The organism is Streptomyces sp. NPDC006140, assembly GCF_040628815.1.
Taxonomy (GTDB): Bacteria; Actinomycetota; Actinomycetes; order Streptomycetales; family Streptomycetaceae; genus Streptomyces.
Map to the genome: position 1 here is coordinate 40352 of NZ_JBEXTS010000004.1, position 17839 is coordinate 58190.

16 protein-coding genes are annotated in these 17839 nt (G+C 72.8%); 8 read left to right on the top strand and 8 right to left on the bottom strand.

Features of this window, described 5'->3' with window-relative positions:
• Positions 1 to 18: 18 nt before the first annotated feature.
• The 4 genes from ABZ386_RS13025 to ABZ386_RS13040 all read right to left on the bottom strand — a co-directional run bounded on the left by ABZ386_RS13025 (position 19) and on the right by ABZ386_RS13040 (position 5620).
• Positions 19 to 1476, bottom strand: coding sequence for an NCS2 family permease (locus tag ABZ386_RS13025; protein ID WP_351335126.1), 1458 nt, complete (start codon positions 1474 to 1476; stop codon positions 19 to 21).
• Between the two features lie 282 nt (positions 1477 to 1758).
• Complete coding sequence (locus ABZ386_RS13030) at positions 1759 to 4146, bottom strand: molybdopterin cofactor-binding domain-containing protein (RefSeq protein WP_351335124.1); 2388 nt, start codon at positions 4144 to 4146, stop codon at positions 1759 to 1761.
• Between the two features lie 2 nt (positions 4147 to 4148).
• Positions 4149 to 4730, bottom strand: coding sequence for a (2Fe-2S)-binding protein (locus ABZ386_RS13035; RefSeq protein WP_351335121.1), 582 nt, complete (start codon positions 4728 to 4730; stop codon positions 4149 to 4151).
• Positions 4730 to 5620 (bottom strand): xanthine dehydrogenase family protein subunit M, encoded by an 891-nt coding sequence (locus ABZ386_RS13040; RefSeq protein WP_356669904.1) that lies wholly within the window; start codon positions 5618 to 5620, stop codon positions 4730 to 4732. Before ABZ386_RS13040 ends, ABZ386_RS13035 begins: the two co-directional genes overlap by 1 nt.
• Before the next feature lie 376 nt (positions 5621 to 5996).
• Between ABZ386_RS13040 and ABZ386_RS13045 the strand changes: the two genes are divergently transcribed.
• Both ABZ386_RS13045 and ABZ386_RS13050 read left to right on the top strand, forming a co-directional pair.
• On the top strand, positions 5997 to 7670 hold the full coding sequence (locus ABZ386_RS13045) for a PucR family transcriptional regulator ligand-binding domain-containing protein (protein ID WP_358964743.1): 1674 nt from the start codon (positions 5997 to 5999) through the stop codon (positions 7668 to 7670).
• Between the two features lie 149 nt (positions 7671 to 7819).
• Positions 7820 to 8608 carry a hypothetical protein gene (locus tag ABZ386_RS13050; protein ID WP_114257689.1) on the top strand — a complete coding sequence of 263 codons (789 nt, stop codon included), beginning with the start codon at positions 7820 to 7822 and terminating at the stop codon, positions 8606 to 8608.
• A 64-nt stretch (positions 8609 to 8672) separates the two neighbouring features.
• Here the strand turns inward: ABZ386_RS13050 and ABZ386_RS13055 are convergent, their stop codons facing one another.
• Positions 8673 to 9644, bottom strand: coding sequence for an SDR family NAD(P)-dependent oxidoreductase (locus ABZ386_RS13055; protein ID WP_358964744.1), 972 nt, complete (start codon positions 9642 to 9644; stop codon positions 8673 to 8675).
• 54 nt (positions 9645 to 9698) lie between these two features.
• Between ABZ386_RS13055 and ABZ386_RS13060 the strand changes: the two genes are divergently transcribed.
• Entirely contained in the window at positions 9699 to 10121 is a 423-nt protein-coding gene (locus ABZ386_RS13060; RefSeq protein ID WP_351335113.1) for a MerR family transcriptional regulator, read from the top strand.
• Between the two features lie 46 nt (positions 10122 to 10167).
• On the opposite strand, the gene ABZ386_RS13065 is transcribed toward ABZ386_RS13060, so the two are convergent.
• Positions 10168 to 10980 carry a GntR family transcriptional regulator gene (locus ABZ386_RS13065; RefSeq protein ID WP_351335110.1) on the bottom strand — a complete coding sequence of 271 codons (813 nt, stop codon included), beginning with the start codon at positions 10978 to 10980 and terminating at the stop codon, positions 10168 to 10170.
• A 163-nt stretch (positions 10981 to 11143) separates the two neighbouring features.
• Here ABZ386_RS13065 and ABZ386_RS13070 point away from each other — a divergent pair, with 163 nt between their 5' ends.
• Both ABZ386_RS13070 and ABZ386_RS13075 read left to right on the top strand, forming a co-directional pair.
• Positions 11144 to 11995, top strand: coding sequence for a (2Fe-2S)-binding protein (locus tag ABZ386_RS13070; protein WP_355720777.1), 852 nt, complete (start codon positions 11144 to 11146; stop codon positions 11993 to 11995).
• Positions 11996 to 12299: 304 nt separating this feature from the next.
• Positions 12300 to 13340 carry a DUF2637 domain-containing protein gene (locus ABZ386_RS13075; protein ID WP_351335105.1) on the top strand — a complete coding sequence of 347 codons (1041 nt, stop codon included), beginning with the start codon at positions 12300 to 12302 and terminating at the stop codon, positions 13338 to 13340.
• Positions 13341 to 13397: 57 nt separating this feature from the next.
• Here the strand turns inward: ABZ386_RS13075 and ABZ386_RS13080 are convergent, their stop codons facing one another.
• Together ABZ386_RS13080 and ABZ386_RS13085 are read right to left on the bottom strand one after the other, a co-directional pair.
• Positions 13398 to 13829 (bottom strand): ATP-binding protein, encoded by a 432-nt coding sequence (locus tag ABZ386_RS13080; RefSeq protein ID WP_355720781.1) that lies wholly within the window; start codon positions 13827 to 13829, stop codon positions 13398 to 13400.
• 488 nt (positions 13830 to 14317) lie between these two features.
• Positions 14318 to 14941: a hypothetical protein gene (locus ABZ386_RS13085; RefSeq protein ID WP_355720784.1), complete on the bottom strand. Its 624-nt coding sequence runs from the start codon at positions 14939 to 14941 to the stop codon at positions 14318 to 14320.
• A gap of 228 nt (positions 14942 to 15169) precedes the next feature.
• On the opposite strand from ABZ386_RS13085, the gene ABZ386_RS13090 reads away from it, so the two are divergent.
• The 3 genes from ABZ386_RS13090 (at position 15170) to ABZ386_RS13100 (ending at position 17837) form a co-directional block, all read left to right on the top strand.
• Entirely contained in the window at positions 15170 to 16528 is a 1359-nt protein-coding gene (locus ABZ386_RS13090; protein ID WP_358964745.1) for a helix-turn-helix domain-containing protein, read from the top strand.
• Positions 16529 to 16611: 83 nt separating this feature from the next.
• Complete coding sequence (locus ABZ386_RS13095) at positions 16612 to 17259, top strand: sigma-70 family RNA polymerase sigma factor (protein ID WP_351335096.1); 648 nt, start codon at positions 16612 to 16614, stop codon at positions 17257 to 17259.
• A complete protein-coding gene (locus ABZ386_RS13100) occupies positions 17256 to 17837 on the top strand; it encodes a hypothetical protein (RefSeq protein WP_358964746.1) in 582 nt (193 codons plus the stop codon). Before ABZ386_RS13095 ends, ABZ386_RS13100 begins: the two co-directional genes overlap by 4 nt.
• Positions 17838 to 17839: the final 2 nt, after the last annotated feature.

The window sequence follows — 17839 nt, forward strand, 5'->3', positions numbered from 1 at the left end:
CGGCGACAAGGCGGGGCGTCAGTGGACGCCCAGCCAGCTCTCGATCGGGTGGAGGGCGAAGTACACGAGGAACACCGCCGTGAGCACCCACATGAAGGCGCCGATCTCGCGCCACTTGCCCTGGGCGGTCTTGATGGCGACGTAGGAGATGACGCCCGCGGCGACACCGGTGGTGATGGTGTAGGTGAACGGCATCAGCACGACCGTGAGGAACACCGGGACGGCGGTGGCGCGGTCGGCCCAGTCCACGTGCCGGGCGTTCATCAGCATCATCGCGCCTATGACGACGAGGGCGGCGGACGCCACCTCCTGCGGCACGATCGCGGTGAGCGGGGTGAAGAACAGGCAGGCCGCGAAGAACAGTCCGGTGACGACCGAGGCGAGGCCCGTGCGCGCGCCCTCGCCGACACCCGTCGCCGACTCGATGAACACCGTCTGGCCGGAGCCGCCGGACACACCGCCGATCGCGCCGCCGGCCCCGTCGATGAACAGTGCCTTGGACAGGCCCGGCATGCGGCCCTTGTCGTCGGCGAGTTTCGCCTCGGTGCCGACGCCGATGATGGTGGCCATCGCGTCGAAGAACCCGGCCAGCACCAGCGTGAAGACGATCATGCCGACGGTCATCGCGCCGACCTCGCCCCAGCCGCCGAACTCGACGTCGCCGAAGAGCGAGAAGTCGGGCATGGACACCGCGCTGCCGTGCAGCTCGGGTGCCCCGGCCGCCCACTGCTTGGGGTCGACGACCCCGGCGGCGTTCAGGGCCGCGGCCACGACCGTGCCGCTGACGATGCCGATCAGGATGGCGCCCGGGATGTTCCGGGCCTGGAGCATGAAGATCAGCAGCAGCGTGCCGGCGAAGAGCAGGACCGGCCAGCCGGCCAGTTCGCCCGCCGGGCCGAGCGTGACGGGAGTGGCCTTCCCCTGGTGCACGAAACCGGACTTGTAGAAGCCGATGAGGGCGATGAACAGGCCGATGCCCATGGTGATGGCGTGCTTGAGCGCGAGCGGGATCGCGTTCATGATCATCTCGCGCAGGCCGGTGACGACCAGCAGCATGATGACGACGCCGTACATCACGCACATGCCCATCGCCTGCGGCCAGGTCATCTCGGGCGCGACCTGGGAGGCGAGGACCCCGGAGACGGACAGGCCCGCGGCCAGGGCGAGCGGCACCTTGCCGACGAAGCCCATCAGCAGGGTGGTGAGGGCCGCCGCGAACGCGGTCGCGGTGATCAGCGCCTGCTGGGCGAGCGTGGCCCCGGCCGCGTCCTTGCCGGACAGGATCAGGGGGTTGAGCAGAAGGATGTACGCCATCGCCATGAAGGTCGTGACGCCGCCGCGCACTTCGCGGGCGACCGTGGACCCTCTGTGGGATATGTGGAAGTACCGGTCGAGCCAGGACCGTCCGGCCGGGACGCGGGTGCCTTCGCCCGCGTCTTCGGCTGTGGTCCTCGGCTCTACTGACTGCTGGGTCATGTGGGCCTACTCCCAAGGTTCATAGGGGCACCCGCGGCTCGTCGGGACGACGTGCGGGATTTGGGAAGGTGCTGGGTCCTGTCGTCACATTCCTGTCGTCCGCCCGAAGGGCGGGCGCCGCCGGGCAGGCGGGAATGTGACGACAGGGCCTACAGGCCGCACGACCCGGGGGACGGCCCGAGACGAACGATCAGTCGGTCACCGGGGACCGCGAGCGGTGCGGTGCCCGGTCCTCCGGGCGGCGCGGAAGTGTGACGTTCCGGTGCGCCGCCCGGAGAGCTCTCACGCGGTGCCGGTCAAGTGCTCGGGGCGGACCGGCGTCCTGTTCAGCTCCAGCCCGGTCGCCGCGCGGATCGCCGCGAGCACGGCCGGCGTCGACGACAGGGTGGGTGCCTCGCCGATGCCGCGCAGCCCGTACGGGGCGTGCTCGTCGGCGAGTTCGAGCACGTCGACGGGGATGGTCGGCGTGTCGAGGATGGTGGGGATCAGGTAGTCGGTGAAGGAGGGGTTCTTGACCTTCGCCGTCTTGGGGTCGACGACGATCTCCTCCATGACCGCCACGCCCAGGCCCTGCGTGGTGCCGCCCTGGATCTGGCCGATGACGGAGAGCGGGTTGAGCGCCTTGCCGACGTCCTGGGCGCAGGCCAGCTCGATCACCTTCACCAGGCCGAGTTCGGTGTCGACCTCGACGACGGCGCGGTGCGCGGCGAAGGAGTACTGCACGTGCCCGTTGCCCTGGCCGGTGCGCAGGTCGAAGGGCTCGGTCGGCCGGTGCCGCCACTCCTCCTCGACCTCGACGGCGTCCTCGCCGAGGACGTCCACCAGGTCGGCCAGCACCTCGCCGCCGTCGGTGACGACCTTGCCGCCTTCCAGCAGCAGTTCGGCCGTCGCCCAGGCCGGGTGGTAGGAGCCGAACTTGCGGCGGCCGATCTCCAGCACCTTCTCCCGCACCAGCTCACAGGCGTTCTTGACCGCGCCGCCGGTGACGTACGTCTGCCGGGAGGCCGACGTCGAACCGGCGCTGCCCACCTGGGTGTCGGCCGGGTGGATCGTCACCTGCGTGACGCCCAGCTCCGTGCGGGCGATCTGCGCGTGGACGGTGACGCCGCCCTGCCCGACCTCCGCCATGGCCGTGTGGACGGTGGCGACGGGCTCGCCGCCCACGACCTCCATGCGGACCTTGGCGGTGGAGTAGTCGTCGAAGCCCTCGGAGAAGCCGACGTTCTTGATGCCGACGGCGTAGCCGACCCCGCGGACGACGCCCTCGCCGTGCGTGGTGTTGGACAGGCCGCCCGGCAGCTGCCGTACGTCGGCGCCCTCGCTGGACTCCCACTGGCGCTCCGGCGGCATCGGCATCGCCTTGACGCGGCGCAGCAGTTCGGCGACCGGGGCCGGGGAGTCGACCGGCTGGCCGGTGGGCATGAGCGTGCCCTGTTCCATGGCGTTGAGCTGCCGGAACTCCACCGGATCCATGCCGAGCTTCGCGGCGAGCTTGTCCATCTGCGCCTCGTAGGCGAAGCACGCCTGGACCGCGCCGAAGCCGCGCATGGCGCCGCAGGGCGGGTTGTTGGTGTAGAGGGCGATGGCCTCGATGTCCACGTCGTCGATCACGTACGGGCCGACGGACAGGGAGGAGGCGTTGCCGACGACGGCCGGGGAGGCGGAGGCGTAGGCGCCGCCGTCCAGGACGATCCGGCACTTCATGTGGGTGAGCTTGCCGTCCCTGGTGGCCCCGTGCTCGTAGTACAGCTTCGCGGGGTGGCGGTGGACGTGCCCGAAGAAGGACTCGAACCGGTTGTAGACGATCTTGACGGGCTTGCCGGTGCGCAGGGCCAGCAGGCAGGCGTGGATCTGCATCGACAGGTCCTCGCGGCCGCCGAACGCGCCGCCGACGCCGGACAGCGTCATCCGCACCTTGTCCTCGGGCAGGCCGAGCACGGGCGCGATCTGGCGCAGGTCGCTGTGCAGCCACTGGGTGGCGATGTAGAGGTGGACGCCGCCGTCCTCCTCCGGCACGGCGAGCCCGGACTCGGGGCCGAGGAAGGCCTGGTCCTGCATGCCGAAGGTGTACTCGCCCTCGACGATCACGTCCGCCCGCCTGCGGGCCTCCGCCACGTCGCCGCGGACGATCGGCTGGCGGTGCACGATGTTGGGGTGCGGGACGTGCCCGGCGTGGTGGTCGTCGCGGTTCTCGTGGACGAGGATCGCGTCGGGCGCGGTGGCGGAGGCCTCGTCGGTGACGACGGGCAGCTCGCGGTAGTCGACCTTGATCTTCGCGGCGGCGCGGCGCGCGGTCTCCGGGTGGTCGGCGGCGACGATCGCGACCGGCTCCCCGTGGTGACGGACCTTGCCGTGGGCGAGGACCGGGGTGTCCTGGATCTCCAGCCCGTAGTTCTTCACGTCGGTCGGCAGGTCGTCGTACGTCAGCACGGCGTAGACGCCCGGCAGGGCCAGGGCCTCGCTCGTGTCGATGGACACGATCTCGGCGTGCGCGACGGTCGACCGGAGGATCTGCCCCCACAGCATGTCCTCGTGCCACATGTCGGACGAGTACGCGAACTCGCCGGTGACCTTGAGGGTGCCGTCCGGGCGGAGCGTGGACTCGCCGATGCCGCCCTTGGTCTGCGAGCCCTGGGTGATCTTGGTGGGGGTTCCGTTGGGGGACGCCATGATCAGACCGCCTCTCCCTGCCGGGCGGCCGCCAGGCGGACCGCGTCCATGATCTTCTCGTAGCCGGTGCAGCGGCACAGGTTGCCCGAGAGGGCCTCGCGGATGTCCGCGTCGGTCGGGTTGGGGTTGCGCTCCAGCATCTCGTCGGCGGCGACCAGCAGGCCGGGTGTGCAGAAGCCGCACTGGACGGCGCCGGCGTCGATGAACGCCTGCTGGATCGGGGACAGCTCGGTGCCCTCGCCGGTCTGGGAGTCGGTGCTCTTGGCTTCCCACTGCTGCGCGTTCTGCAGGGACGTACCGCAGGCGCCGGACGCGCAGCCGCCCTCGGCGCGCTGCCTGGCGTAGTCGGCGAGGCCCTCGACGGTGACGACCTCGCGGCCCTCCACCTGCCCGGCCGCGACCAGGCACGAGCACACCGGCACACCGTCCAGGCGGACCGTGCACGAGCCGCACTCGCCCTGCTCGCAGGCGTTCTTGGAACCCGGCAGCCCGAGCCGCTCGCGCAGCACGTACAGCAGGGACTCGCCCTCCCACACGTCGTCGGCTTCCTGCGGACGGCCGTTGACCGTGAAGTTGACGCGCATCAGGCAGCTCCCTCGGTGGTGCGGCGGGCGCCGCGGTAGGACTCCCAGGTCCAGGTCAGCGTGCGGCGGGCCATGACGCCGACCGCGTGGCGGCGGTAGCTCGCGGTGCCCCGGACGTCGTCGATCGGGTTGCAGGCGGCGGAGCACAGGTCCGCGAACTGCTTGGCGACCGACGGGGTGATGATCTTCCCGTTTTCCCAGAAGCCGCCCTCCTCCAGCGCGGCGTTCAGGAACTCCTCGGCGGCCTTGGCCCGGACGGGTGTCGGGGCGGCGGAACCGATCCCGGTCCGCACGGTCCGCGACTCCGGGTGCAGGGCGAGCCCGAAGGCACACACGGCGATCACCATCGCGTTCCGGGTGCCCACCTTGGAGAACTGCTGCGGCCCGTCGGCCTTCTTCACGTGCACGGCCCGGATCAGCTCGTCGGGCTCCAGCGCGTTGCGCTTCACACCCGTGTAGAACGCGTCGATCGGGATGCGGCGCGAGCCGCGCACCGACTCGACCTCCACCTCGGCGCCCGCGGCGAGCAGGGCGGGGTGGGCGTCGCCCGCCGGGGAGGCGGTGCCGAGGTTGCCGCCGACGCCGCCGCGGTTGCGGATCTGCGGGGAGGCGACCGTGTGCGAGGCGAGGGCGAGCCCCGGCAGCTCGGCGCGGAGGTTCTCCATGATCTTCGTGTAGGGCACGGAGGCACCCAGCCGCACGCTCTCCTCGCCGACCTCCCACTCGGAGAGGTCGCCGATGCGGTTCAGGTCCATGAGGTACTCGGGCCGGCGGTGGTCGAAGTTGATCTCGACCATCACGTCGGTGCCACCCGCAATCGGCACAGCTGCGGGGTGCTCGGCCTTCGCGGCGAGCGCCTCCTCCCAGCTGGCGGGGCGAAGGAAGTCCATGACCGGCTCTCTTCTTCGTCTTCTCGTGGGGCGTTCAGATTGAGCCAATCCGTGTGCGGCGGTCCCGGCTCGTTCATGTGCTGTTCACGCGTAATGGACTCAGTACACAGCGCCGTGCTCCGCCGGGTCAGTCACGGAAACCATGAAGGAGTTGGCTGGCCAGGAGAGGCATCTTGTAGATTCGTATGAACGGAGGCCATCGGAAACCTCCTCGTTTTCCTGTGGAAACGCGCGACACAGCCGCGTGACCTGGGACACAGCCGGGACACATCCCGGGGACGGCGAGCCTCGCTCACCAGCCCCCCGAACAGGCGTTCACCCCGCGCCCCACCAAGATCCACCATAGATTTCGAGACAAAGAACGGCGGCGACGAGAATGCGGCTGCGCGCACTGCTGGACACGGACGCGCTGGGCCTCAAGCTGCTCGGCGGCGAGGACGAACTGGATCGCGCCGTGCGCGGTGTGATGACCACCGACCTGCGCGACCCCAGCCGCTACCTCTCGGGCGGCGAGCTGGTGCTCACCGGCCTGGCCTGGCGCCGGGACGCCGCGGACTCGGAGCCGTTCGTCCGCATCCTGGTGCAGGCGGGGGTGGCGGCCCTCGCCGCGGGCGAGGCGGAACTCGGCGACGTGCCCGACGACCTGGTCGCGGCCTGTGCCCGCCACCGCCTCCCGCTCTTCGCGGTGCACGAGTCGGTGGCCTTCGCGACGATCACCGAGCACGTCGTACGGCAGGTCTCCGGCGAGCGCGCCGGAGACCTCGCGGCGGTGGTCGACCGGCACCGCCGGATGATGACCTCGGGCCCGGCGGGCGGCGGCCCCGACGTGGTGCTGGACCTCCTGGGCTCGGACCTGGACCTGCGCGCCTGGGTCCTCTCCCCCACCGGCCGCCTGATCGCGGGCCCGAAGACATCGGGCCCGGCCCTGCCCCCCGAGGCCTGCGGCAGACTCGCGGCGGAACACCTGACCGCCACCCGCACGGGCCGCCGCGGCCCCCACCGCGTCATCCTGGGCGCCACCACCTACTCGCTCTTCCCGGTCCGCTCGACCGGCCGCTCCCCACAGACGCCCCGGGACACCCGCGAGACCGTCCTCTCCGACTGGCTGCTCGCCGTCGAGGCGGACGCCGGCGACTGGGCCGAGGAGCGCCTCGACCTGCTGCACGGCGTCACCCAGCTGATCGCCGTCGAGCGGGACCGCCGGGACGCGGCCCGCACGGTCCGCCGCCGCCTCGCCCAGGAGGTCCTGGAACTCGTCCAGGCGGGCGCGGCCCCCGCCGAGATCGCCGCGCGCCTGCGCGTGGCCGCCCCCGTCCTGCTGCCCGGCCTCGGCGCGGCGCCGCACTGGCAGGTGGTCGTGGCCCGCGTCGACTGGGACGGCGGCGACATCGAGGGCGGCCCGGTCGCCCAGGCCCTGCTGGAGGAGATCCTGGTCGACCCCCGGTCCGCCGGGCCGGAGCACTCCGACCGCATCGCGGTCGCCCACACCGGCGACGAGGCCGTCGCCCTGGTCCCCCTGCCCGCCGTCTCCGCGGAGCACGACGGCTCGGAGACCGGCGTCCTCGCGGACGCGCTCCTGGAGTCCGTACGGGCCCCCCTCACGGCCGGCCTCGACGGCGACGGCCGCCTCACCCTCGGCGTCAGCGCGGCCGTCCACTCGGCCGAGGGCCTGCGCGGCGCCCTGGAGGAGGCCCGGCACGCCCGCCGCGTCGCCGCGGCCAGGCCGGGCCGGGTCTGCGCGGCGGGCCACCAGGAACTGGCCTCCCACGTCCTGCTGCTCCCCTTCGTCCCCGACGACGTCCGCCGCGCCTTCACGGCGAGGCTGCTCGACCCCCTGCGGGACTACGACCGCCGCCACCGGGCCGAGCTCATCCCCACCCTGGAGGCCTTCCTCGACTGCGACGGCTCCTGGACCCGCTGCGCCACCCGCCTCCACCTGCACGTCAACACGCTGCGCTACCGGGTGGGCCGGATCGAGCAGTTGACGGGCCGTGACCTGTCGCGGCTGGAGGACAAGCTGGACTTCTTCCTGGCCCTGCGGATGAGCTGAGACCCGGGGTGTCCCGGCCCGAACACGGGGCGCCCCGGAGTCCCACGACTTTGTGAAATCCTTCACCCAGCCTCTTGGCCCGGCCCGCCGATTCATGCTGAGATGCCGCCACCACTCAACAGCTCGATGGCGTGCTCGGGGAGGGCAACGTGGCGCATACCGCCATGTCTGGTAACGGAACGACCGCCGGTGACGATCCCCTCCAGACCGCGGTATGGCGGCTGCGCTCGCGCGGGTGCTGGTCCGACGCGGCCGCCCTGCTGCTGCCGGACACCCCCGCGGCGGCGCTGCAACGCGCCGCGCTGCTGGTGGAACGGTGTCTCTACACCGAGCAGGGCTGGGAGGAGACCGAGGACGCGCTGCGCACGGCCGAGGCGCTGGCGCACAGCGACGACGAGCGGGGCGCGGCCGCTTGTGAACGCGGGTACTTGGCCTACGCGGCGACGCTGCTGGCGGTGCGCGACCGTGCCGACGAGGCGCGGGCGGCGCTGGGCCGGGCGGCGGCGCTCATCCCTCCGGGGGCTCCGGCCCGTGCCCTGCTGGACTTCCGGCGCGGCCTCCTGGCGGAGAACCTGACGCGCTCGCCCCAGGCCGCGCGCGCCGCATACCGCCGCGCCCACGCCGGGGCGACGGCCCACGCCGACCCGCTGCTGCTCTCTTTCACATGGCGGCACCTGGCGGGACTCGCCCTCCGGGACGGGGAGTTGGCGGAGGCACGGCACGGCTTCACCGAGTCCCTGCGGATCCGGGAGGAGCTGGGCTACCTGGTGGGCACGGCCCCGGCGCTGGTCTCCCTGGCCGACACGGAGACGGAACCGGAGGCGTCCCGGCTGCGGGAGGAGGCACGCCGGCTGTTCCGGCTGCTCGGAGGCGTGCCCACGTGGCTGGCCCGGCAGTTGACCCCGATGCCTCCGGCGGCGGGGGCGGCGACGGCGTAGCGGCGGATCGCGTTGCCGAGCCGGGTCGGGGCGAGCTGGTCGTCGTCCGCCGGGCAGCGGACCATCATCGCGGGACCGGGACGGCGCCGGTCGCCGCGACGGACAGGTCCCACAACCGTTCCGCTGCGCCGGAGTCGATGGCGTAGGCGCGCACTCCGCCGTCGTCCATGGGCGCGCCGGGGGCGGAGACGCGTGCGACGTCGCAGTCCTCGAGGTAGAGCCCGCCGCGGCCGTCGAGGAGGGGAGACGTGGCGGCCCACAGGCCGGTGGCGGCGCCTTGGGACGGTGTCTTGAAGCCGGCGCCGATGACGTCGCCGTGCTCGTCCACCCACCCGCGTTCGATCTGCTCCTGGAGCGTCATCTCCCGCTGGAGGCCGGTGATGATCTTGCCCGGGTGGAGGGCGAACGCCCGGACGCCGTCAGTGCGGCCGAGGGCGTCGAGCTGCACGGCGAACAGCGCGTTGGCGGTCTTGGCCTGGCCGTAGGCCAGCCACTTGTCGTAGCCGGTGCGGAAGTGCGGGTCGTGCCAGCGGATGTCGGTCAGGGCGTGCCCGGCGGAGCTGTTGACGACGACGCGCGCACCGCCGGCGGCGGCCAGCAGCGGGTAGAGCTCGCAGGCGAGGGCGAAGTGTCCGAAGTGGTTGACGGCGAGCTGGCTTTCCCAGCCGGGTCCCACGCGTCGCTCAGGGGTGGCCATGACGCCGGCGACGGCCATGAGGAGGTCGAGCCTGTCGAGGGAGTTGTTGAGCTGTACGGCGGCGGCGCGCACGCTGTCGAGGTCCGCCAGGTCCATGGGGATGACGTCACAACCGTCCACATCCGCGAGAGCGGCGCGGGCGACGCCGAGCCGACGTGCCGGAACGATGACCCGGGCCCCGGCGGCCGCGAGGCCCCGGGCGGTTTCCAGGCCGAGTCCGGAATACCCCCCGGTCACGAGGGCGGTCCTGCCCGAGAGGTCGAAGCCGGCCAGGACGTCCTCGGCGGTGCCGGCGGCCGAGAAGGGCGAGTCGAACGGCTGCTGATCAGAGATGGTCATGCCGACGACGCTAGAAGCTGGAGCGAGGTCTAGATCAAGTCCTAGGCTGGCGGCATGGCGACCACCGAATCCCGTGCGGAGTCACTGAGCATCGGCGAAGTGGCCGAGCGCACCGGACTCAGCGTGCACGCGCTGCGCTTCTACGAGCGCGAGGGCCTGCTGGTCGGGCCGGTCCGGCGCACCGCGGGCGGCCGACGGCGATATACGGCGGCCGATGTCGAATGGCTCCTGATCTGCGTCAAGCTGCGGGAATCCGGGATGCCGCTGGCCGACCTCAAGCGGTTCGCCGAGTTGGTGCGGCAGGGCCCCGGCAACGAAGCCGAACGGCTGCGGCTCCTCGACGCCCATCAACGGCGCGTCGAGGTGCAGATCCAGGCGCTGGAGGAGTGCCGCTCGCTCATCGCCTGGAAGGTCGGCGTCTACGCCGAGCACCTCGCCCGCGGCGAGGCCGGCGGACTGTGGGACCCGACGGCCTGAGGCAGCGCCCCGCTCAGCTACCCGACGGCCCGAGGCAGGGCCCCGCTCAGCCGCCCGCCGCCCCCGCGAAGTGCTCCCCCACCAGCACCCGCACCACCTCCAGATCCCGGGCGATCAACGCGTCCAGCAACGCCGTGTGCTCATGCGCGTCCGCCACCAGGTCCGCCCGCCCCCGCGCTCCCGGCCCACCCCCGACCAGCGGCCACTGCGCCCTGCGGTGCAGATCCTCCGCGATCTGGACCAGCTGCTCGTTCCCGGAGAGGGACAGCACGGCCCGGTGGAACCTCCGGTCGGTCTCCGCGTACGTGGCCCGGCAGCCGGTGGACGCCGCGCGGACCGTCGCCTCGGCGAGGGGGCGCAGCTCGGCCCAGCGCTCGGCGGGGACCGTACGGGCCAGCCGCAGCATCACCGGGACCTCGATTAACGCCCGCACCTCGGCCAGTTCCGCCAGCTCCCGCGCCCCCCGCTCGACCACCCGGAACCCACGGTTCGGCACGACCTCGACGGCCCCCTCCAGGGCCAGCTGCTGCATCGCCTCCCGTACGGGCGTCGCCGAGACCCCGAACCGCTCGCCCAGCACCGGCGCCGAGTACACCTCCCCGGGCTTGAGATCCCCCGCCACCAGCGCGGCCCGCAGCGCGTCCACGATCTGCCCGCGCACGGAGGCCCGCTGGACGACGGCCCGGACCCGCGGCGCGCACGGCGCGGACGGCTCGCTGTGCGTGTGCTCCCCCCGCACGGCCCCCGCCTGCTCCGGCACCCGGGCCTGCCCGGCCGGCACACCCGCCCCGGCACCGGCACCCGCCCCGGCACCTCGTGGAACCCCCGTCCCGGCGGAGCCCTGCGCGCCCTGCTTCAAGGGTCCTCCTCCGGACGTATCAGTACTTGGCGTCATTACGGCGGCTTGTTACTCGCCCGTCAAGCACCATAAGCGCACCGACCGTCAGTTCAAATCCCAGCGATCTTGGGTAAGGTAAGGCTTACCTCCAAACGCCCCTCAACAGACGTGGATCGGTGATCGCATGCCCGTGCCCCGTTCGGCCGTCTCCGGCGCCTACGCCCGCCTGGCCGAGATCCTCCCGGGGCTCGCCGTCACCGAACTGACCCCCGAAGAGGAGACCCCGCGCGGCGGCGGCTGGGTCACGGCCGCCGACCTCGCGGCCGCCGGCCCCGCCCTGGACGCGTACCTGGCCTGGGACGACGCCCAGATCGAACGGGACTACGACCAGCGGGCCCGCCCCGACGTCGTCGCCAGCTTCGGCCTGCACCGCTACGCCTGGCCCGCCTGCCTCCTGATCACCGCGCCCTGGTTCCTGCACCGCAGGGTCCCGCGCTACCCCGTGACGCACGTCTCGTACGACCGCACGGCCCCCGGCCACGCCCTCGGCCGCATGGCGGTCCGGCCGACCGGTTTCGCCTGCCTGCCCGACGACGAGGCCGCCGCGCTGCCCGGCGCCCGGGTCGTCCCGGACGAGGAGGCGCTGCGGGCCGAGGTGCGGTCGGCGGTCGCCGAGCACCTGGAGCCGGTCCTGACGGGTTTCGGCCCAAGAATGCGGCGCCGCGGCCGGGCCCTGTGGGGCATGGCGACCGACGAGATCGTCGAGGGCCTGTGGTACGTCGCCCAGCTGCTCGGCGGGATCGAGGAGCGGCGCGCCATGCGGGAGCTGGAGCTGCTCCTGCCGGGCGCGACGAAGCCGTACGTCGGCACGGCCGCGTTCCGGGAGCTGACCGGCCCGGGCGGGGAACCCCTGCGCACCCGGGACCGCGCGAGCTGCTGCATGTTCTACACCCTGCGCCCGGAGGACACCTGCGCCACCTGCCCGCGCACCTGTGACGCGGACCGGGTCACCAAGCTCCTGGCCACGGCCAGTTGACACTCTGTCGGACAACGCGCCTCCCGGCGTCCCGTAGGATCATCACGGAACCGGACACCCACACGCCCACAGGCGATTCACAACTTCCTCACGCGTCACGGGAACTTTCCGGAGAACCACCCGTACGGGTACTCTTGCTCGAACTCAACTCCCGCCCCTCAAGCGGCAGTTCGAGCAGAACGCCGCCCTGGGCATTCCCTTGCACTTCCTTGGCGGCCTCTTGCCCCGAAACCCCCTGAGGGCCGGTGGGATTGGGCCACTATGGCGGGCGTTACGCCCTATCCCAATGCAAGGGACCACCCAGATGAGACTGACCGACATATCGCTGAACTGGCTGCTTCCGGGCGCCGTGCTTCTCCTGGGCATGCTGGCGGCGGTGGCGGTGCTCGCGCGCGGCAAGCGCTCCTCGGTCAAGGACACGAGCGCGGACGATTCCTGGGAGCGCAGCGAGGAACGCCGCAGACGCAAAGAGGCCCTTTACGGCACCGTTTCCTACGTCCTCCTGTTCTGCTGCGCGGCCGTCGCCGCCGCCCTCTCCTTCCACGGCCTGGTCGGCTTCGGCGAGCAGAACCTCGGCCTGTCCGGCGGCTGGCAGTACCTCGTCCCGTTCGGCCTGGACGGCGCGGCGATGTTCTGCTCCGTGCTCGCGGTGCGCGAGGCCAGCCATGGTGACGCCGCGCTCGGCTCCCGGATACTGGTCTGGACGTTCGCGCTCGCCGCGGCCTGGTTCAACTGGGTGCACGCACCCAGGGGCGTCGGCCACGACGGCGCCCCCCACTTCTTCGCCGGCATGTCCCTCTCCGCGGCGGTCCTGTTCGACCGCGCGCTGAAGCAGACCCGCCGGGCCGCCCTGCGCGAGCAGGGCCTGGTGCCGCGCCCGCTGCCGCAGATCCGTATCGTGCGCTGGCTGCGGGCCCCCCGCGAGACGTACAAGGCCTGGTCGCTGATGCTGCTGGAGGGTGTGCGCAGCCTCGACGAGGCGGTCGACGAGGTCCGCGAGGACAAGCGCAAGAAGGACGCGGACCGGCAGCGCCGCCGCGACCAGCAGCGCGTGGAGCGGGCCCAGCTGAAGGCGATCAGCCGCGGTCACCGCGGCTACCTCGGCCGCGGCGGCGGCCGGCAGCTGGAGGTGCAGGTGGAGCGCGGCTCCTCGCAGGTCTCCGCGGAGCCTGCCATATCCGCGCCGGAACAACTGCCCGTCCGCTCGCGTCCCTCCCTGCAGCCCGTTCGCCACGGAGCTGACCCGGTGACCGTCGACCTCACCGCGGAGGACGACACCATGGCGCTGCCGCGCCTCGACTCCCTGGAGCGCAAGCTCAAGGACCTGGAGCAGCAGTTCGGCTGAGCGAGCCGCAGCGGAAGCGGAGGGGGCGTGGCCTGCGGGCCGCGCCCCCTTCGGTGTTCACGCCGCCTCGGCCGCCAGCTCGAACCAGACGGCCTTGCCCACCCCGTGGGCCCTGACCCCCCAGGCGTCCGCGAGGGACTGCACGAGGAACAGGCCCCGGCCGTTCGTGCCGTCGTCGGTGACCGGCAGGCGCAGCCGGGGTCTGCGGGCCACGAAGTCCCGCACCTCCACGCGCAGTCCGCGGGGGCCGACGGTGGCCGTCAGGACCGCGTCGTGGTCGGTGTGGACGATCGCGTTGGTGACGAGTTCGCTGGTGAGCAGTTCCGCTATGTCGGGAAGATCGGATCGCCCGGGCCTGCCCCACTGCCGGAGCAACTCCCGCAGGGCCCTGCGGGCTTCCGGTACGGCCCTGAGGTCCGCCCGCCCGAGTCTGCGCCTCAGCTGTGGCGCCGGCACCTGCTCCGTGACGTCGTCGGCCCTGTCCTCCACCGTTTTCGCCGAGAAGGCCCCTATCGCTACGGGACCGCCTCCTCGTGCCTGCCTCTCCATGACCCCCGCCCGCGCGCCGATGTCGGTTCCCCTCCTGCTCGAACACGTTCACGGGGATCCATGCCCCATCGGACACGCGACAGTCATGTCGAATTGTCAACGACCAGGTGTTCGGCCACGGGAACGGGGCCGACGGGCCGGGCGGAAGGCCCTTGAGCAGGACGACGGCACGGAGGAGGGGGACAAGAGGGTAGCCGGTGGGTGCCGTGCGGCGGATCCTGACCGCCGGAGATCGGACGATGGGCCGACGGCCGACTGCCGATCCCTGCGTACGCGGTGAAGGGCTGGGGCGGCGGGGCGGAGTGCGCGGTGCCGCGGTGAAGTTGGCCGAAGTACGACGGTCCGCAAGGCCGTCATGAGCAGGACGGGGCCGCCCTCCCCCACCCCCGTGGCGGGAGGACGGCCCCGGTCTTCCGGCGGACGCGCGGTCAGTACAGCTTGTTGACGGCGGTGGTCGTCGTCTTCTTGAAGGCCGCCACGGGAGCGTCGTCGAAGTCGCCCATCTGGCCCCACGACACGACGGTGACGGTCCTGCCGTCCCGTCCGACGGACAGCAGCGAGATGTCGGTGGCGCCCCAGGACGTCTCGGTGTGGAGGCCGCGGACGCGCGCGCCCTCCTCGACGGGCAGCGACCCGTAGTCGCGGCCCTCGGCCTCGACGACGTCCGGGTCGTTCTTCTCGATGCGGTCGGCGCAGGTGCGGATCAGGTCGTCGTAGTGCTTCGCCAGGGCCTTGGCCAGGGCGGGCGTGTCCGCCACGACGGTCAGCTGCACGGCGCTGGTCTCCAGGTCGGTCCGGAACTCCCGGTGCCGGTAGTCGTAGGAGGTCACGCCCTCCGTGTCGACGCAGCCGAGTCCCTCCGGGAACCCCTCGGTGACCGGGCCGGCCGTCCAGGCCGAGGTGGGGTGCGGCGGCAGCTCGGACGCCGACAGGAACGTGGGCGAGGCGGCCTTCGGTGCGGCACCGGCCGCCGGTGCCGTGAACATCGTGCCGGCCGTGAGGGCGGCGACGGCGAGTGCGGTGAGCGCGCCTGCTCGGATGCGCATGGACATGAGTGTTCCCCCGTGGGTGAGTGCGTGGATACCGGATGCCGCGGCGACGCCGGTGGTCGTCCGGCCTGGTCGGCGCGGCACCAGAAGCATCAGCCGTCACGGCAGGCGTGCGCAACAGCCGGCGCCCGGTCCGGCGGGGTGGAACCATCCCAGCCCCTCTGACGTGCAGGTACATGGGTGCCTGGGATGCCGTCCCGGGCGGGGGGACCACACGAGGACGGGGGAACGGTGCCGGCACACGACGAGGTCGACGACGTCGGGGAGTTCGCGGCGCGGTTGCGGGCGCTGAAGGAGCGCACGGACCGCAGTTACGGCTCGCTGGCCCGCCGTCTGGCCATGAACACCTCGACCCTGCACCGCTACTGCGCGGGCGATGCGGTCCCGCTCGACTTCGCCCCCGTGGAGCGTTTCGCGGCCCTCTGCGGGGCGTCCCCCGAGGAACGCCTGGACCTCCACCGCCGCTGGCTCCTGGCGGTGGCAGCGCGGCAACGGCCCCGCACGGCAAGCGCGACGGGCACGGCGGACACGGCGGGCACGGCCGAGGAGGGCGTGAGCGCCGCCGAGGCGGAGGAGGAAGCCCCGACCGGCACGACAGGCACGGCGGGTGACACCGCGCTCGGGCAGGAGACGGGCCCCTCCGGCGAGACCCCGCTCCCCCGTCGCCCCTGGTACCGCCGCAGACGCATCGCGGTCGGGCTGGCGGCCGCCTGCGCGTTGCTCGCGGCCCTCGGCAGCCTCTCCGCGCTGCCGGACGGCCGCCGGACACCCGCCGACGACCGTGCCCGTGCCGTCGGCCCGTCCGCGACCGGCACGCCGGAGGCCGGGGCAGCGGACCGCCGCACCGCCTCGCCCACGCCGGACAACTCGTCCACCACGGAACGGCCTTCACCGTCCGCCACCCCCAAGAAGAAGGAGCCCTCCCCCGCCCCCTCCTCCCGCACCACCCCGCCCACCGGCAAGGCGCCCTCCGGCCCGCCCCTCACCTGGTCCGCCGACTCCCAGGCCTGGAAGCTCGGCTGCGGTCACGACTACGTCGTCGCCAGGCCGCCGAGCCGGGTAGCCCCGCCCCCGCCCCCGCAGGACGCCGGCGCCTGGGCGGCGGCCCACGGCGCGGTGCACGGTGGTGAGACGCTCGTCGAACTGTCGGTGCAGGGGCGGTCGGACACGGCCGTGGTGCTGCACGCGCTGCGCGTGCGCGTGGTGGGGCGCTCGGCACCCGTCCAGGGCAACGCCTACGCCATGGACCAGGGCTGCGGCGGCTCCGTCACCCCGCGCCACTTCGCCGTGGACCTGGACAAGGACCGTCCCCTCGCCCACGCGGTCCCCGGCAGCGACGCCGGCACGCCGATCCCGGCCGTGCGCATGCCGTACCGCGTCTCGGCGCAGGACCCGGAGGTGCTGCTGGTCACCGCCCGGACGGCAGGCTGCGACTGCCGCTGGTACCTGGAGCTGGACTGGTCCTCCCAGGGCCGCCGGGGCACGGTCCGCATCGACGACGACGGCCGCCCGTTCCGCACCAGCGGCATCGAGGGCCTGCCCCGCTACATGTACGACACGTCCGCGCGCCAGTGGACGCCGTACAGCTGACCGCCTCCGCTGTCTCCCCTGTAACGCTTTCCGCGCCTCGTTCCAAGAACAGGTGACGTGCCTTCGACGACAAGGTGACACCTGTGGATGACGCGGAACGGTTACGGGGCGGGCCCGCCGCGGCGGTGCGGGACCCGCGGCTCTTCGAGGAGTTCTACCGGCGCCACGTTGACGCGGTGATGCGTTTCGTGGCCCGGCGGGTGGACGATCCGCACACGGCGGCCGACCTGACGGCCGAGATCTTCCTCGCCGTCCTCGACTCGGCCCACACCTACCGGCCGCGCCTCGGCAGCGAGACCGCCTGGCTGTACGGCATCGCACGCAACGTCGTGTCGTCGGAGCGCCGCCGGGTCGCCCGGGAGACCGAGCGCGATCTGCGCATCACCGGGCGGCGGTTGCTGGAGCCGGACGACATCACCCGCATCGAGGACAGACTCGACGCGGAGAGCCCGGGGCGGCGCGCGCTGGCCGCCCTGGCGAGACTCCCCGAGGGCGAGCGGGCCGTCATGGAACTGATCGCGGTGGACCAGCTGACGGTCACCGAAGCGGCGGCCGCGCTGGGCATCCGCCAGGTCACCGCCCGGGTCCGGTTGCACCGGGCGCGCAAGGCGCTGCGGGAGGAGTCCGCCGCCCGGGCAGCCGAGACGCCCCCTCCGGCCGTACCGGCACGTCCCACGGGGCCGGAGGCGCCGGACCCATCGCTGCTGCGCGTCGCAAGGGGAGAAGCATGAGCACGAGGACGACGTTCGAGGACCGGCTGCTGGACGGGCTGAAGCGGGAGATCGAGCAGCGCGGGGCCGGAACCGGGCGGGGCGGGGCGGGAGTTTCCCGGCGGCCCGGGTTCGCCCCGCGCCGGATCGCCGTCGTCGCGCTGGCCTGTGCGGCGGCCTGGCTCGCCACGGTGGCCGTGCCCGGCTCGCCGGCCGAGTCGACGGCGTACGCGGTGGCACCCCGCGGCGACGGCAGCGTCAGGCTCACCGTCAGGGACCAGGACATGAGTGTCGAGGCCCAGCGGGAACTCGCGCGGAAGGTGCGCGCGTGGGGCGTTCACGTGACGGTCGACGTGCTCCCCTCCGGCCACGTCTGCGAGCGCAGCAACGTCACGGGGATCCCGGCAGTCGACGAGCAGGGCAACCGCGTTGTCCTCATCCCCCTGAAGGCGCGCTGGGACGTCACCTTGCGTCGGGGCAACGTCCTGGCCTTCGAGAACATCAGGGGCGAATCCCGACCGCGCGCGGTCGAGTTCTACCGGACCAGGGCCGAGGCCGAGCCCTGCGTTCCGGTGCGGGTCGAGCTGCCGAAGGACTAGCC

Excerpts from the sequence above, each read along its gene's own strand:
- ABZ386_RS13025 (WP_351335126.1), bottom strand. The coding sequence starts at position 1,476 with ATGACCCAGCAGTCAGTAGAGCCGAGGACCACAGCCGAAGACGCGGGC.
- ABZ386_RS13030 (WP_351335124.1), bottom strand. The coding sequence starts at position 4,146 with ATGGCGTCCCCCAACGGAACCCCCACCAAGATCACCCAGGGCTCGCAG.
- ABZ386_RS13035 (WP_351335121.1), bottom strand. The coding sequence starts at position 4,730 with ATGCGCGTCAACTTCACGGTCAACGGCCGTCCGCAGGAAGCCGACGAC.
- ABZ386_RS13040 (WP_356669904.1), bottom strand. The coding sequence starts at position 5,620 with ATGGACTTCCTTCGCCCCGCCAGCTGGGAGGAGGCGCTCGCCGCGAAG.
- ABZ386_RS13045 (WP_358964743.1), top strand. The coding sequence starts at position 5,997 with ATGCGGCTGCGCGCACTGCTGGACACGGACGCGCTGGGCCTCAAGCTG.
- ABZ386_RS13055 (WP_358964744.1), bottom strand. The coding sequence starts at position 9,644 with ATGACCATCTCTGATCAGCAGCCGTTCGACTCGCCCTTCTCGGCCGCC.
- ABZ386_RS13060 (WP_351335113.1), top strand. The coding sequence starts at position 9,699 with ATGGCGACCACCGAATCCCGTGCGGAGTCACTGAGCATCGGCGAAGTG.
- ABZ386_RS13070 (WP_355720777.1), top strand. The coding sequence starts at position 11,144 with ATGCCCGTGCCCCGTTCGGCCGTCTCCGGCGCCTACGCCCGCCTGGCC.
- ABZ386_RS13075 (WP_351335105.1), top strand. The coding sequence starts at position 12,300 with ATGAGACTGACCGACATATCGCTGAACTGGCTGCTTCCGGGCGCCGTG.
- ABZ386_RS13085 (WP_355720784.1), bottom strand. The coding sequence starts at position 14,941 with ATGTCCATGCGCATCCGAGCAGGCGCGCTCACCGCACTCGCCGTCGCC.
- ABZ386_RS13100 (WP_358964746.1), top strand. The coding sequence starts at position 17,256 with ATGAGCACGAGGACGACGTTCGAGGACCGGCTGCTGGACGGGCTGAAG.